General features: G+C 41.4%; 18 protein-coding genes and 6 pseudogenes. 5 read left to right on the forward strand and 19 right to left on the reverse strand.

The window, feature by feature from the left end; genetic code table 11:
• Positions 1–55: 55 nt before the first annotated feature.
• The 7 genes from ABR397_RS04950 to ABR397_RS04980 form a co-directional block, all read right to left on the reverse strand.
• Positions 56–235 carry a hypothetical protein gene (locus ABR397_RS04950; RefSeq protein WP_350304750.1) on the reverse strand — a complete coding sequence of 60 codons (180 nt, stop codon included), beginning with the start codon at positions 233–235 and terminating at the stop codon, positions 56–58.
• Positions 178–363 carry a prolyl oligopeptidase family serine peptidase gene (locus ABR397_RS04955; RefSeq protein WP_350304727.1) on the reverse strand — a complete coding sequence of 62 codons (186 nt, stop codon included), beginning with the start codon at positions 361–363 and terminating at the stop codon, positions 178–180. The genes ABR397_RS04950 and ABR397_RS04955 overlap by 58 nt, the downstream gene beginning before the upstream one ends.
• A 97-nt stretch (positions 364–460) precedes the next feature.
• The gene (locus ABR397_RS04960) at positions 461–1,906 is read right to left on the reverse strand and encodes a 4-hydroxyphenylacetate 3-hydroxylase family protein (RefSeq protein WP_350304728.1); all 1,446 of its coding nucleotides are present in this window, start codon (positions 1,904–1,906) and stop codon (positions 461–463) included.
• Positions 1,907–1,943: 37 nt separating this feature from the next.
• A complete protein-coding gene (locus ABR397_RS04965; protein ID WP_350304729.1) occupies positions 1,944–2,381 on the reverse strand; it encodes a beta-eliminating lyase-related protein in 438 nt (145 codons plus the stop codon).
• A 9-nt stretch (positions 2,382–2,390) separates the two neighbouring features.
• A complete protein-coding gene (locus tag ABR397_RS04970; protein WP_350304730.1) occupies positions 2,391–2,681 on the reverse strand; it encodes a hypothetical protein in 291 nt (96 codons plus the stop codon).
• A gap of 257 nt (positions 2,682–2,938) precedes the next feature.
• Positions 2,939–3,535, reverse strand: a complete 597-nt coding sequence (locus tag ABR397_RS04975) for a DUF3156 family protein (RefSeq protein ID WP_350304731.1) — start codon at positions 3,533–3,535, stop codon at positions 2,939–2,941.
• On the reverse strand, positions 3,510–5,003 hold the full coding sequence (locus tag ABR397_RS04980) for an APC family permease (protein ID WP_350304732.1): 1,494 nt from the start codon (positions 5,001–5,003) through the stop codon (positions 3,510–3,512). Before ABR397_RS04980 ends, ABR397_RS04975 begins: the two co-directional genes overlap by 26 nt.
• 446 nt (positions 5,004–5,449) lie before the next feature.
• Between ABR397_RS04980 and ABR397_RS04985 the strand changes: the two genes are divergently transcribed.
• Positions 5,450–6,109, forward strand: a complete 660-nt coding sequence (locus ABR397_RS04985; protein WP_350304733.1) for a response regulator transcription factor — start codon at positions 5,450–5,452, stop codon at positions 6,107–6,109.
• Between the two features lie 117 nt (positions 6,110–6,226).
• On the opposite strand, the pseudogene ABR397_RS04990 reads toward ABR397_RS04985, so the two are convergent.
• A pseudogene (locus tag ABR397_RS04990) lies at positions 6,227–7,039 on the reverse strand (RNA-guided endonuclease TnpB family protein); the annotation flags it as partial.
• Between ABR397_RS04990 and ABR397_RS04995 the strand changes: the two are divergent.
• Positions 6,980–7,293: pseudogene (locus tag ABR397_RS04995) on the forward strand (transposase). The pseudogenes ABR397_RS04990 and ABR397_RS04995 sit on opposite strands and share 60 nt — an antisense overlap.
• 289 nt (positions 7,294–7,582) lie before the next feature.
• Here ABR397_RS04995 and ABR397_RS05000 read toward each other — a convergent pair.
• Positions 7,583–8,086: an ester cyclase gene (locus tag ABR397_RS05000; RefSeq protein ID WP_200875283.1), complete on the reverse strand. Its 504-nt coding sequence runs from the start codon at positions 8,084–8,086 to the stop codon at positions 7,583–7,585.
• 525 nt (positions 8,087–8,611) lie between these two features.
• Here ABR397_RS05000 and ABR397_RS25425 point away from each other — a divergent pair.
• Entirely contained in the window at positions 8,612–8,776 is a 165-nt protein-coding gene (locus ABR397_RS25425) for a DUF7706 family protein (protein WP_455430656.1), read from the forward strand.
• Between the two features lie 876 nt (positions 8,777–9,652).
• On the opposite strand, the gene ABR397_RS05005 is transcribed toward ABR397_RS25425, so the two are convergent.
• A complete protein-coding gene (locus ABR397_RS05005) occupies positions 9,653–9,976 on the reverse strand; it encodes a hypothetical protein (RefSeq protein ID WP_350304734.1) in 324 nt (107 codons plus the stop codon).
• Positions 9,977–9,978: 2 nt separating this feature from the next.
• Positions 9,979–10,365, reverse strand: a pseudogene (locus ABR397_RS05010) (HYD1 signature containing ADP-ribosyltransferase family protein); the annotation flags it as partial.
• Positions 10,366–10,734: 369 nt separating this feature from the next.
• On the opposite strand from ABR397_RS05010, the gene ABR397_RS05015 reads away from it, so the two are divergent.
• Complete coding sequence (locus tag ABR397_RS05015; protein WP_350304735.1) at positions 10,735–10,932, forward strand: DUF7706 family protein; 198 nt, start codon at positions 10,735–10,737, stop codon at positions 10,930–10,932.
• A 65-nt stretch (positions 10,933–10,997) separates the two neighbouring features.
• Here the strand turns inward: ABR397_RS05015 and ABR397_RS05020 are convergent, their stop codons facing one another.
• Positions 10,998–11,450 (reverse strand): hypothetical protein, encoded by a 453-nt coding sequence (locus ABR397_RS05020; RefSeq protein WP_350304736.1) that lies wholly within the window; start codon positions 11,448–11,450, stop codon positions 10,998–11,000.
• A pseudogene (locus ABR397_RS05025) lies at positions 11,447–11,875 on the reverse strand (RHS repeat-associated core domain-containing protein); the annotation flags it as partial. The pseudogene ABR397_RS05025 and the gene ABR397_RS05020, both read right to left, overlap by 4 nt.
• Positions 11,876–12,063: 188 nt before the next feature.
• Here ABR397_RS05025 and ABR397_RS25430 point away from each other — a divergent pair.
• Positions 12,064–12,165, forward strand: coding sequence for a DUF7706 family protein (locus ABR397_RS25430; protein ID WP_455430657.1), 102 nt, complete (start codon positions 12,064–12,066; stop codon positions 12,163–12,165).
• A gap of 50 nt (positions 12,166–12,215) precedes the next feature.
• Here the strand turns inward: ABR397_RS25430 and ABR397_RS05030 are convergent, their stop codons facing one another.
• The 6 genes and pseudogenes from ABR397_RS05030 to ABR397_RS24980 form a co-directional block, all read right to left on the reverse strand.
• A complete protein-coding gene (locus ABR397_RS05030) occupies positions 12,216–12,539 on the reverse strand; it encodes a hypothetical protein (RefSeq protein WP_350304738.1) in 324 nt (107 codons plus the stop codon).
• 302 nt (positions 12,540–12,841) lie between these two features.
• Positions 12,842–12,928, reverse strand: a pseudogene (locus tag ABR397_RS24975) (RHS repeat-associated core domain-containing protein); the annotation flags it as partial.
• Positions 12,929–13,060: 132 nt separating this feature from the next.
• A complete protein-coding gene (locus ABR397_RS05040) occupies positions 13,061–13,216 on the reverse strand; it encodes a hypothetical protein (protein ID WP_350304740.1) in 156 nt (51 codons plus the stop codon).
• Between the two features lie 139 nt (positions 13,217–13,355).
• The gene (locus tag ABR397_RS05045) at positions 13,356–13,661 is read right to left on the reverse strand and encodes a hypothetical protein (RefSeq protein WP_214086381.1); all 306 of its coding nucleotides are present in this window, start codon (positions 13,659–13,661) and stop codon (positions 13,356–13,358) included.
• Positions 13,662–13,664: 3 nt separating this feature from the next.
• Positions 13,665–13,985: a hypothetical protein gene (locus ABR397_RS05050; RefSeq protein WP_214086380.1), complete on the reverse strand. Its 321-nt coding sequence runs from the start codon at positions 13,983–13,985 to the stop codon at positions 13,665–13,667.
• Between the two features lie 3 nt (positions 13,986–13,988).
• Positions 13,989–14,069 (reverse strand): annotated as a pseudogene (locus tag ABR397_RS24980) (RHS repeat-associated core domain-containing protein); the annotation flags it as partial.
• Between the last annotated feature and the right edge of the window lie 139 nt (positions 14,070–14,208).

Genomic DNA, 14,208 nt, shown 5'->3' on the forward strand with positions numbered 1-14,208 from the left:
ACAAAAAGATACTAAATAAACTATGTGACAATTATGTGAAGAAAATAGATCCAATTTACCATTTTGCTACCAACAACTGTGTTCCATGATAAAGCGTCTCACACCATGAGACATAATTGTGACCACTGAAGACTTCACTAGACTCAACCGGATAATCCTGCTGCAATAACGTTTTTTTCATGCAACGGTTATTATGCAGAATACCTTCCAATTCACCCCGGCTGACTTCAAACAAGCCGGCCTGTAAATAGAAACGAAGCCGTTTTTGCTAAGGACATTACCGAACAACTCAGGGTGGTTAAATGCAACCCATGAAGATGCCAGTCCACCATAGCTGGAGCCTGAAATGATGGTACGTTCCACCGGAGCTTCAACCCCCTGAAATGCAACAAAAGATAAAATTGTTTAACCACTCACTAAATTAAACTTAGTCAAACAGTATGATTATCAACTGCAAAATTTAATTAACCGAAATGGAATCCAAAATCTCTTTGCTCATACTCTTAGCTAAATTCCAGTCATATCGTCCATAAAGACGAGACAGAGCAACAAAATGGGCTCCAGAATAGAACATTTCATATTGAATGTGACGTGAGGCAAATTCAGAGCCAACGGCATCCCAGACTAATTTCAGCAACTTTACTCGTTCAATGGGTTCCAGTAAGGTTGAATATTGTGTTTTTTCTATTAAACAACGGATCTCTGGGTTTGCTAAGTCAACATAACTTGACGGTAACATAATCACACCACCTCCCGAGAGTTTTCTGATGTTTTCTATCACTTTGGGATAAATTGACTGAGCAACGACCTGACAAGCATATAATTGTAATTGATTGGGAATATAGTACCCATTGTGTCGATCCGGGTTGTGAAACAAACCACGGAAAAGCCCTTCAATATTAGTGGCGTAGCAAGCAAGCTCTGCTAACGACTCGCGAACAGCAGGAAACTCATTAACTCCTGTGGCTTCAGTAAGCGCATGGGCCAAACCAGCCAAAAAATGCAGCTTAACGGCATATCGGGCCAGACTTTGACCATCCCCTAAAACTTCGGCGGCAGTTGATTCGAATTGACGACGACACATGTTAATATTTTTATAAACAAAAACCCTTTCCCACGGAACGAGAACATCGTCGAAATAAATAACCGCATCGTTTTCATCAAATTGATGAGCTAAAGGGGAATCAAATTTATTGCTCCCTATTTCATAGGATTTTCTGGAAAGAATTTTTATTCCTTTAGTATTCAAAGGCAATGCAAAAGACAAAGCATATTTATCATCAGCTGATTCTTTGAGTGGATTGAACACACTAACAAAAACTTCTTCTGCAAGAATTGCAGCTGTCCCTAACATCTTCGTCCCCCGAACAATGATTCCCTGGGGTTTTTCCTCCAGCACACCGAGAGTGTGGAATAAATTTTTTGTATGCTTACTGGGTGTTTTAGATCGATCGCCTTGTGGATTAACTAATGTGAAAGCCAAATAAAGATCTTTGTCACGGGCATATAAGTAGTAGTTTTTTAATGCCTCTGCTCTTTCTCTGGAATATTCTTCAAATACTTCCAGGTGAGTTATCATTCCGGTAATAACTGAAGCAACATGATCCGGACTCCTGCCTAACCAGCCACCACTCCGGGTTGCCAAAGCATACGCAGCATTGCCTCTGGCAATCAATTTCTCCCGGGTATCCGGAAGTTCCCAATATAAACCCACATTCTTGCCGCCAGGTGTTTCGAATCTCATCTGATCGGCATGTTCTGCCTGGTAATCATAAAGTGAAGCTGCGGTCCTGATTACATTTCTAAAAGCAGGGTGATCTACATGATTAGTCACTTTTTCTCCATTAAGAAAAACAGTTCTGCCATCACGCAGATTTTCAATATATTGCTCACCTGTTTTGGACATTATTATTTCCTCCGAAATTTGATCAACGTTAAATAAATCAGTGGTCAATTATTTTCTGGGTATTTCTTTGAAGAGACTCCGCAACATAGTCCATATGATTATTGGTATATGTACGCCGGGGAATAGTCAGGCGCATCAATTCAAACAGAAAAGGCTCTTGCTCATCTGTGGCAGGATTTCGTCCCATCATTAAAGAACCAATTTCAACGGCCCTGACGCCACTCTCAGTATAAAGCGCATTACAAAGAACTCCGGCCAACCCGCCATAAGTCACAAACCCTTCCATTAGGACACATCTTAATTGGACACTGCGAAATAAATTCTCATCATTACGGAAACAACATAGGCCACCAGTATTGACCATGCCGTCTTTCTTGGCAGACATAGTAAACATGTCTGCTTCATTGAACATATTGCTGACAATCGGAATTCCCGCTTCTCTGGCTAAAGCTGATGCTGAACGTATATTGTCCATAGAGATAGGTTACCCACCGACACTATTACACATGATCGTAATAGCAGCAATTTCCTGGCCAGATTTTCTAATTTCACCAGCCAATTGTTCCAAATCAAAATTAATTTTCCAATCATCCGGTATATTAGTATTAATGGCTGTATTAAAGATGCAGTTTTTTGCTTGCCCTCCGGTAATTTCAACATGAGCTTTTGTCGTATCAAAAAGGTGGTTAGAAATAACAATACGATATGGTTTTATCGTCATTTTAATAGATTCAATAACTTTTATACCATAAGGTTCCGGAATTGTTACTGCCATTTAAATTTTCCTATTTATATTATTTTTTTGTTTTTTATTTGATATATACAAGTCTAAATGGAATAACAGTGATTCGATAAAGTATTTTAATAAATTTTCGGGGTATTTGTGATATCTATCTTAGTTTATCCATAAGAATACGATTTATTGTGAATATACCTTTTTCGCCATGAGGATTAATATAAACTCACGTATCGCGATAGAAAACCCAAATCGATGTTTTTCCTAATCTTCACAACGCAGAAAAATTGCCTGAATTAAAGCTTTCCCATTAGCTGACTAAACATCAGTAATGTACTGAGCAACAGATGACATTGCTCAACCGTTAGGCGTAAATAACGACGACTGGCTGGCAACCGGCTGACAATCTCAGAAGCAGCAAAATGCTCCACCTCAAACTGCCATTGTCCCTGATAAATATTCAATGTGAGATCCCGAAAATCCAATTCCGCCAACGTTTCACCGATTAATGGATACTGATTAAGTAAATCAATAACCTGTTGTCCAGATTCTGCCCCCCGACAACAATAATAAGTCACCGATTTCCGCCGAAATATCCCTTTAACTTTGGCTTTAATAACTATTTTTTCCTTAAGTGACGTTATCCCGTGCAAGCGAAAACAACAACTTACAATGTAGGCCAGAAACAACGCTTTCGGCTTTTCACAAACTTCGATCTGTAATCCATCAGGCAAAATGATTTGCATACTTTTTGCTGATAAACGCTCACAACAATAAGGTGACAGATTCTGTTCCAGCCGGCTCAGGGTAACACCGGCATGATAGCCGATAGGATAGCGGGGCTTATTCAGCCGCCGCCACACACGATCAAACAAGAGAACGAAGCGGCTCAAGTTTCACCTCCGGCAATTCACCTTTAGCAAAAGTATGCGAAAGCACCTGCTCAACGGGTACGGGTTTAAACGGATTCACTCGTTGTACACATAACGTCCAGAACAAAGCATAGCTGGCCGTCAGACCCAATATGATGGCGAATGGAATATACACTTCACTTGGGTTCATTCCCGGCGGAGTGATATGAATAATCGCCAGGATAATACCCACACTGGAGATAATCTGAGGTAACGGGAAAAACGGTGATTTATAGGCACGATGCAAATCAGGCCTACGGATACGCAGTAATATCACTGAACATGTCACCAGCAAATAAGCCACACACCAGGCACAAACAGCAGCCAGCACCAATGGCATAATCCGGCTCAAATCACCCTGAATAATAAAGGCATGTAAACAAGGGATCATCACTGCAACCAGAATCCCAAATATTGGCGTCTTAAAACGTGGATGCAGGTAAGCGAAAATACGCGGCAATGCGCCATCCAATGCCATACCGTAGAGAATACGAGGCACCGCCGCCATCAGGGTATTAATCGTTGCCGCTCCCGCCAATAATAATCCGATACCAATCCAATATTTACCAAAATCACCCATCACCTGACCGGCAAAAGCAGGGATCGCCATTGGCGTTTCCAGTAAGCGAACATTATTTTCCGCATCCACCAGCACATTTTCCACCTGATGACTGATTGACGCCCCATATATACACATACAAAAAGCCACGCCACACAAGCCAGTCATCATTGCCCGTGGAATCACTCTTGCAGAGTTTTTAATTTCAGGCGCCATCGGCGTCACCAGCTCACAACCGACAAACATAAACATCGCCATACCCACCAGACTCAGGACCGCCAATGGATCGCTCAGATTCAGCCCTTCACCAAACCAACTCTCCAGCGGAACAGCAAACGGTATCAATAACCCACAAATACTGAAAATAACCAACGTGCTCCACATGCAGAATGTCAGCACAATTTCGACTTTACTGAACGCTTCAATACCCAGCGCATTCAGTAATCCAAATGTAATAACCAGCCCAACCCCCACCATCCACGAAGCGTTATGGCTTTCTATTACCGTATTGAGGTTCTCAAAATTAACTAACGCCATAACGCCGGACAGGATTGTTTCTGCCGTACCAGCAAAAATATGGACAATTAAGTAAGCTGAAAGCGCACCGGTAATCGCCCAAAACCGTCCCATCCCACAAGAGATATAATCATAGACAGAGCCGGATGTAGGCAAAATAGCTGCCGCTTCAGCAAACGTCGTCACCTGAGCCTGCATCATGATAAAACTGATCAGCATTGCCAGAACGAAAGTATCACCACCAATGCCAAAACCACTTGTCACGGTCAGAATAACCGGGCTTGCCATGATAACTCCGACGGAACTTGCCAGTGTGGTAGGAAACCCTACCACTCCCTTTTCAATATGCGAAGTAAGCCGCGTTGACATATTCATCATGTTCCCTTTTATTCCGGTCGTAAAAATAACGCTCACAATGGTTCATATGTGAATTTTTTGTAAACTTTATCGAGGATAAATACACTATAGAAAGTGAACAGGAATACCGACCATCGTCCTAAAGAACGATACCCAAAGGGGGATGAGTCATAGGATAAGCATGACGAAAAATACAAACAAATAGAGGAAAATAAAAATAACCATTTAAATATCAATCAATAAAAAGCAAAGCCGTTTATTAATACATAAAGAAATTATTTCAGATATGTACCAACATAGTGTGATGAGTTAGTTATCATCACCTTAGGAAATTTCGTTTATTGCAACCCACATCACGTTATTAATATGTTTGTTTTGTGTTAATTCTGAATTTTAATTAGCATTGGATTAGTCGTCGATATTGATTTATCCAATTAGGTACTACTCTAAAAGAGAGAACTTTCTTGTCTACCGTACCCCCGGCAAGCCGCGAAAATGCCTTAATCAGTAGCTGCCTGAATACCATTGCCCATATTATTCCTATCTCAGCAGCAGCATTCTATCTGGTGAACAATGAGTTACACCCGGAGAATTACATTCTGTACGGTATTTCAGACGAAACACATAAAAATTATCTGGCGAATTTCCAGCAATTAGATCCACTGAGACCTGCCAATTATCAGCAAAATGAGATAAATATGGTTGGCATGGATCAACAGACACTTACGAAGAATAATAAGTATTACCATGAATTTATGCTGCCAAATAACATACAGGACATTGCGGAAATATTTATCCGCCAGCATAACCGGATTATTGCCGGCGTTTCTCTATTACGGGATACGCCATTTACCCCACAAGACTTTAACCGCCTCAGTACTATCTTGCCATTAATTGAATTAGCCGCCAGAGATTTACTGCCTGAAACACCGGCTATTCTGACGGCTAAAGAGCAGGAAATTATTAATCTGGTAAGAGAAGGTTCAAGTAACAAACGAATTGCACAAGTACTTGATATTTCCCTGTCTACGGTAAAAACCCACCTGCGTAATATCTTTGCCAAAACTAAAGTCACCAACCGCACTGAGCTGGTCTCCTGTGGGTTTATCACTCGACACTTGTAATTGGTCGGGCAGCCCACAAAACATGGTGGTCAACCAGTAGAAATCGCACAAGAGATAACTTGGTTATTATCGGAGTGACTGCTCCCCGCCGTAAAAAACGGCGAGGCTTCCCACTTCTCAGGCCGCAACCGTCTTTATGACGGATTGACGCTGGCCTCCGTGGGCAGAAACGACGTGTCCCGCCGCCTGTAATGCTGTTATGCCCTTGCCCTGTATGTTGATCGCCGCATTGATATCGCGGTCATGTTCGACTCGACAGAAAGGGCATTGCCAGATCCGCTTACGCAGCGGCATTTCCGGCATTTTGTGACCGCAGCAATGACAGGTTTTCGAACTGGCGAACCACTGATCCAGTTTGACCAGATGGACGCCCGCCGCTGTGGCTTTGTATTCCAGTTTCTTGATGAAGCCGTGCCAGCCTGCATCCCCGATGGCACGGGCAAGTCTATGATTTTTCATCATGTTTGCCGTTTTCAGCGTCTCCACAATGATCGCTTGGTTTTCGTCAATCAGTGTACGGGAAAGCTTATGCTGAAAATCGGCTCTGGCGTTGGCTACGTGTTCATGGCACCTGGCTACCTGTAACCGCGCTTTCGCCCGGTTAGCGCTTCCTTTTTTCTTTCGGGATAAGGCTTTTTGCTTCCGCCGCAGATTGCGGCTGTTGCAGTTCAAAAAGCGGGGATTCGCGATTTTTTCACCCGTGGATTTAATGACAAAGTGCGACAAGCCCATATCCAGACCGGTGATGTCCGTTATCAGGCAGGGTTTTGCTGGGACTTCCAGACCATCGTCACAAAGAATCGCAGCATAGTATTTACCCGTCGCACTACGTGTCATGGTGATACTTGATACCTTGCCGATGATTTCCCGATGGATAACGGCTTTAATCGGCGTCATTTTTGGCAACTGGATAGCGTCTGTGAGTATCTTACCGTTAGGGTGTTAGTTGTCCATTTAATCTTTACAACAAAATATCGTCGTCAGCTCCTCAATGGAACGATGATCCAACAAATCCGAGAGGCTTTTTTATCCGCAGCCGCCATGTCAGAATTTTAAAAACGCATTTATCTCGTCAGTCAAAAACCCGTGCACTATGGTCACGATCTTATTTTGCATGTAGTGCAGGCGGCGCAACGATTGAAACGTTGAAAACCTATGTCAGATCGCAGGAAACCCCGGGTTAGCTCCCCTTATATCGCCGCCCGATTGGGCGACGGTTTACGGGGCAATGGCTAAGCTTCATATGTCACAGGTAGTTTCATCAATCTGGCGGGAGGGAAATAGACTCGAAGTATCGAAAACTTTTATGCATTTGCTGACTGTCAGATCAAAGCCTTTTTCTGCCTAGCCGGTTTTGTAAAGAATTGTGCATGCAAACTATCATGCTCTCAACCACCATTGGGGAAAACCCAAACATGTACATTGCAACATTTACGGACTCGCCCTTAAGCAAGTCCGTACGAAGTTGTTGAATCAATTACCAACACCTATTTGTTTCATAAGTTCAGCATCGTCCCAGAACAGATATTCTTCATCCATAACCCCTTTTTTGTTCCAGTGCCCAAGTGTTACCATCGGGAGGTGATACGCCTTACCGGTAGGTTGAATAACCTTACCATCCGCGAGAACCATGGGTTTCGTAAATGTCCCATCATCAAACCCCGTTACAGCGGTCCATTCCGCATCAGCAGTACCAAACCGTACCGGGTGCTCTGTGATTCGGTTATCAGGGGCAAATGTCCACATATACTTCAGATCTTCAATATGCTTTCGAATACCCTTAGTAGTATGACCATCAGGATAATGAACAATAATGTCCATGGCATGGCTCTTATGTAGCTCCCACCATCTTTGGTCTGTGTAGACACGGAAATCAAGATCGTCAAAGTTAGCCAGATTCCTTGCCAGAGCTTGGGGAATCCCTTTGACTTTCGGTGTTGGTTCGCCTACTTTCGTGCCGGGCCAATTGTTCTGCACCGAAAATGCCGCCGCGCTGGCAGTGAACAGTAAAAGCGTGAATAACGATAATCTATTGTGATCTTTCATAGTCTTTCCTCTTTAGTTAGTGCTAAAGGAACTCAAAGATTATTCTGTAACGAGTTAAGTATTGTTGTGCTCCTTTCATTGGATAGATTAAAAATAATTGTTCATCAGTTTGCTTGACCTTGATCAGAGGGAGAAGAACCATCTAAAACAACGCAATTTGGAAGGAGTAAGTGACTAAAATGACTCACTCACACCAGATAACTATCGTATAGAAAATCACCAAGCCACCCAATACTACGCCTAATAGAAAAGCGTGTAAATAGTCACTTAATGAAATTATAACCATATAAAATCAACCAATACCGATTGACCGTTTCTACATCAAAATCGATTTCCATCAGTTTCAGGCAGGTAATCAGAAGGGTTGTGGGTTGAATCGACACAGGTTTCGTAGACACCTCTGAGTCATATAAAATGACTTGCAGAAAGAATTGAAGTACAAAGAACTGGGCGGAGATTCGCGCCTGTACGGTGAATGACGAGGAAACATACCAGATCAAAGACGCGATCTGTAAGCTCCAGTCAGCGCTGGCTTATCGTGGATATGCACCCGGCAGATCATTAATCAAGCAGAAAGATCGCGGAGATCTTCCGGCTTTTAACTTTATTCTTCGACAGTGAACATATTAATATCATCTATCATGTCTTCTGTACCACTAGAAAAAAGGGCATCCATATTTTCTGAACGTTCAACTATATTTTATTTAGTCATGTAATTTTTCAATCGGGTAGATTCACATAATAAATGCAACTTTTAAAAATGATAGTGAATTGCATTTAATTGAAAATCATTAACCATTAATAGAGAGTTGAAAAGAAATCCGCACGTAAAAGAATATTATCGGAACAGATGGATATTAAAGCGCTTTCTCGTCAGTTATTTTACGAATAAGACCCTAAAAAATAACGCAATAAAAAAGGGATAAAACGGTTAATTTGGCAGGATTTAATTCCTGAAAAAATCTTGAAAAAATAACGATGCTTGGATTCACATTAAAAGTATAAAAAGAGGAATGATTTAAATAAAACCGTAGAAAAGTAATATTATTTAACGGGTAAGATAGTGTAAAACAAGTTTAAATTGGCGTATGAGCCCTGTAGAGACTGTAATTTAAATTGTATAATCGCCTTTTTTATTCAGTTTAATCATTATGATATATTATGTTTTATCTACGTTGATTATACTCAATTTTTATCTTTATTGACATTATTTTACTGGGTCAAATCAACCCGTAAATAACCAGATGGGGCAGATTCGACTCATAAGTACAATTTTTCAGAATGGCGGTCAGTTGCTATAGTTATTTTTTCGCTATGCGGTTAGCTCTGTTAAATGTTTTAATATAATCTCATGTTTTTATCACTTCAATTAACCCACATTGAAGCGCTGGCACTGGCTTATCACGGGTATTCGCCACGGTAGGAAAAATAAAATCCGGAAGGAGAGTTATACTTCCAGATTTAATCTTAATCATTTAACGAAAAATTATATTTCATTTAGTCATGTAGCCTCTCTATCATATTAATGATTTCATCTTTAGATTTATTATAAGGTGGTATCCAGAGAGGGATATCCTTTTCGATCAATTCATCATATTCTTCAGGTATCAATTTCACCGATAGTTCATTATTAATAATCTTTCGTATATTTGCCAACTTATCCAATACAAGATTTTCTTTAAAAAACAGCAACAAGACTAAACCTACAGTATCGCTATCAGAGAAACCTGAACCAATCTTGTCAATGGTCGGAACAATTTCCTCAATAAGCATGAATGCTTTTTTTAAATCATTTACTCTTCGTTGAGATTGTTCAATCATTATTAACACCTCTTTACAAATTTTGTCGTTTTATTATCCAAGTGCACATCACCTTTAATCTTATATTCTTCTACACCTAGATCATTCTTTCTAAACTCAACTCTACTTTCATCAATATCAAAATCTATATAATTCCTTCCATGATTTTGTTTGATTTTAAATTTATCAGCAGCATCAGCCATACTTAACGGTTTCCCTTTCGCTTTGGTTGCAAATACAGCATTTTGATCACTAGCCTTAATCACACCACTTTCTTGTATCCCTTTGAATCCTTGATTACTGGTGTAGTGTCGTAAACGTACGACATCAAGACCCAGCGGATCGATCCATGTCAGGGGGTTTGGTGCGTACTGATATAAGTTTAATCCCCCTGCTAGTCCAATCGGATCTTAGGGACTATCCCGACACCATCATACGGTTGAGCGGACCTTTCCCCCTGATTTAGCAGCCTTTTTCTTCGCCAGCTTTTCCCATCCTGTTAAAGAGCATGCCAACTGGCCCCGACGAGCACTTTGCTGATTTTAGCTCGCTTTTTCCCCGATGTCAGCGCCGCTGATGCGGGCTGGCGAGGCCCGCAGGTAAAGCCGCCGGTGAAGTGACCCCAAAAAGTTGGGCGACTGTCTGGTGCTCATTCCTGACAGTGAAGCCACGCAACAGCAGCATCAGCAATACCGGCGGCAGCAGAGCCAGCTCAATGAGATTAAGCAGCAGATGCAGGCGTTAATAAGTGGTTTTATGGGTTAAGAGGAGAGCATGAGATGACGATGGCGATTGAACATTTACAGGATATTCAGTTAACCCACATTGAAGCGCTGGCCCTGGCCCAACTGGTTAAGCGGCTGAACTGGGCGGAGATACGGGCCTGTGCGGTGAATGACGAGGAAGCGTATCAGATTAAGGATGCCATCGGTAAGCTCCAGACGGCGCTGGCTTACCGCGGCTATGCGCCACGGTAGATGATGAATAAGACCGGAAGTTATAGCAGAGCTTCCGGTCTTATTATATGTATTTTGACAGATAACTATTTATATATTATATGACTACATTCTATATTAGAACAATCATAATCAATTTGGATTTGAAATGATAAATCACAAGCTATAATCCTTATTTCATCAGAATATAAATCATTAAAATGATAATCTTGATTATAATCAAGATTCCTGTTTATCTTATATGCGCCGCAGAATTTCCATTCTTCATCCATTAGTAAATAATAAGAAACTCCTGTAACCTTTTCTTTTATAAAAGAAACAAGATCTTGACAAGAATAAATTTCCACTTCATCACTTGAGATTATTTTCTTATTTTTCAATGAATTTATAATTAAGTCTGTTTCTTCCAAACTTAAAAAATCACTAACATTTACAAGTTCATTAGTAATGGATTTAATTTTATTCAAATACTCTTCTCTGCATACATTTCCTTGAGATTTTCTATAAAGTAATGATCTTTTATATTCAGAGATATTCATTTACATCCTCCTTTACCATAATAAGCTTTACCTTTTCCATTACGCAATTGAGGACGTCCATACTTATTCATACGAGGTTTTCCATAATCATCTGTTTTAACTTGCCCTGCTTCCCAATGAGGTTTATCTGGATGGCTAATATCCATTGTTTGTTCTTGAACAGAAGATAAACCTTTACCACCGCCAGGTTTTGTTATTTCGTAAGAATATTCCCGACCGGAACTATTTCGTGATTGACTTACAGGGTGTTGACTTGTAGGAATACCCGCCTGCCTCATGGCATCACGACGAGCAGCTCCTGAAGAACTGAATGGGTTATTTTCACTGCCAATTGGTTCACCACTTAACCCCCACGGATCGATCCAACTCATTGGGTTAGGCGCGTAAGTATATAAGTTTAATCCACCTGCTAATCCAATGGGATCTTAGGCACTATCCCGACGCCATCATACAGTTGAGCGGACCTTTCCCCCTGATTTAGCAGCCTTTTTCTTCGCCACTTTTTCCCGCCCTGTTAAAGAACATATCAACTCGCCCCGACGTGCACCTGGCCGATGTTAGCGCATTTTTCCCCGACGTCAGCGCCGGGTTTAAGAGAATGTGCTGAACGGAGATACACGCCTGTGCGGTGAATGACGAAGAAGCGTATCAGATTAAGGATGCCATCGGTAAGCTCCAGTCGGCGCTGGCTTACTGTGAATATTCACCCCGGTAGATCATCAGTCATGCCGGAAGATCGTGAGGATCTCCGACCCGCTTTTAATTTTATTCTTTAGTAACAAATATATTAATATCGTCTATCGCATCTTCTACTCGACCAGTGAAACGGGTATCCATAGCTTTTTTCCTCAGAGCTGGGATTACCTTATCTCGATCAATATTAGAGTAAATGCGAGCTATATGCCCCAAGCAAGTAATAGCTAAACCAATAACATCTTCATTATAATTATCAAGTAGTTGCAAGCATTTTTCTTGCACCCAGCTATAGTCATTAACGTTGAATGTCAAATATAGAAGAGCATCAGTTACTATTTTGACATCGCCAGAATGTAACAAACTTTCTAACTCAGATTTAGAATATTCCTTCATATTTAGCACCGGTTGATTTTTCCTTTTTTATTCACTTTTTCAGCTTTTTTCAAAGCGGATTGCTGATCATTATGTAACGCATCCCATTCTCTAACGTGTCCATGGAATAATTCATCACCACTCGATAATGTGCGGGTTTTATCCATAACAACAATTTCATTATTTCTTATATCAACACCAACTCGACGAGGTGAGGTAGGTTTCACTTGAACTGAATTATCTAATGCTGCCTGACCATTTACTGGGGCTTTACTTTTTACTGCATTATCGGTTTCACCGTGGTAAGGAGCATCTTCATAGATTCTCGATAATCCAAGGGGATCGATCCATGTCATCGGATTGGGCGCATACTGATATAAGTTCAGACCACCTTTCAGCCCGATCGGATCTTAGGGACTATCCCGACACCATCATACGGTTGAGCGGACCTTTCCCCCTGATTTAGCCGCCTTTTTCTCCACCGTTTTTTCCGGCCCTGCTAAAAAACACTCCAACTGGCCCCGACGAGCACTTTACCGATTTTAGCTCGCTTTTTTCCCCGATGTCAGCGCCGGGGCAGCTTGCCTGCGCCGCTGATGCGGGCTGGCGAGGCCCGCAGGTAAAGCCGCCGGTGAAGTGACCCCAAAAAGTTGGGCGACTGTCTGGTGCTCATTCCTAACAGCGACGACGCCCGCCACATAAGGCAACAAGTATCAGCTCCAGCAAAACCAGCTCAGTGAAATTAAACTGAGGATATGCGAACTGATTGGCGACTACAGTACAAGATAGTAATTAAAAGGAAACTGCTCAAATATTTATATATGATTTTTCTTTCAGTTATGAAACTCGACCTAGTAAAAATACCTTAGCCACTTTTTTAGGTCCTTCATATATATTAAAATATTCATTTGTTTCCATACGCTCGTTAGGAGCATTTTCCATAAGAAAACGAACAGTTCCTTCACTTACATATTCATTGTCTTTCTTTTCCGTTGATTTGAATTCAAAGACAACGCTCCAAGCGTTATTTTGCCAATTAATATCTTCAGGAAATCTTGATACCGCAAAATAACGGCCAGCAGGAGGGGGATTTTTTCTTCCGCCATTTTGTTCAGATATCCATTCAACTTTGATCTGATACATCGCTTAGCACCTTTTAGCTTGAACTCTTTTACTCCACGATACTTTAACTCTCGGATCATTTAACTGTTCCAATTGAGCATATCTAGCTGGGCCAATTCCATCTAATTTTGGATCGAAGTGCATGTTTTTAGCTATGTCGTCTGGAACGTTTATTTGCACAACCTGGAATGAACTTCCTCCATGTCCCATTTTATTACCCCAAGTAACAGCATCTCCATAGGATTGTGCAAACCATTTACCTTCCATAGTACCGTGTCCCACAGCCCATTTTCCTGTTCCCTTCAATTGGTTATATTCATCAAGGTGCATCCCTCTGTATAACATCATCAACCCAAGAGGGTCGATCCACAACAGCGGATTAGGGGCATAAGTGTATAAGTTCAGACCCCCTGCTAATCCAATTGGATCTTAGGCACTATCCCGACGCCATCATACAGTTGAGCGGACCTTTCCCCCTGATTTAGCAGCCTTTTTCTTCGCCACTTTTTCCCGCCCTGTTAAAGAACATATCAACTCGCCCCGACGGGCACTTTCCCGATGTTAGCGC

Source organism: Photorhabdus viridis (assembly GCF_040256935.1).
GTDB lineage: Bacteria > Pseudomonadota > Gammaproteobacteria > Enterobacterales > Enterobacteriaceae > Photorhabdus > Photorhabdus viridis.

Bases quoted from the DNA above. Each gene is read 5' to 3' on its own strand.
- ABR397_RS04960 (WP_350304728.1), bottom strand. From the start codon at position 1,906: ATGTCCAAAACAGGTGAGCAATATATTGAAAATCTGCGTGATGGCAGA.
- ABR397_RS05015 (WP_350304735.1), top strand. From the start codon at position 10,735: ATGACGATGGCGATTGAACATTTACAGGATATTCAGTTAACCCACATT.
- ABR397_RS04970 (WP_350304730.1), bottom strand. From the start codon at position 2,681: ATGGCAGTAACAATTCCGGAACCTTATGGTATAAAAGTTATTGAATCT.
- ABR397_RS05030 (WP_350304738.1), bottom strand. From the start codon at position 12,539: ATGAAGGAATATTCTAAATCTGAGTTAGAAAGTTTGTTACATTCTGGC.
- ABR397_RS05050 (WP_214086380.1), bottom strand. From the start codon at position 13,985: ATGTTATACAGAGGGATGCACCTTGATGAATATAACCAATTGAAGGGA.
- ABR397_RS05005 (WP_350304734.1), bottom strand. From the start codon at position 9,976: ATGATTGAACAATCTCAACGAAGAGTAAATGATTTAAAAAAAGCATTC.
- ABR397_RS04965 (WP_350304729.1), bottom strand. From the start codon at position 2,381: ATGGACAATATACGTTCAGCATCAGCTTTAGCCAGAGAAGCGGGAATT.
- ABR397_RS04980 (WP_350304732.1), bottom strand. From the start codon at position 5,003: ATGAATATGTCAACGCGGCTTACTTCGCATATTGAAAAGGGAGTGGTA.
- ABR397_RS05020 (WP_350304736.1), bottom strand. From the start codon at position 11,450: ATGAATATCTCTGAATATAAAAGATCATTACTTTATAGAAAATCTCAA.
- ABR397_RS05045 (WP_214086381.1), bottom strand. From the start codon at position 13,661: ATGTATCAGATCAAAGTTGAATGGATATCTGAACAAAATGGCGGAAGA.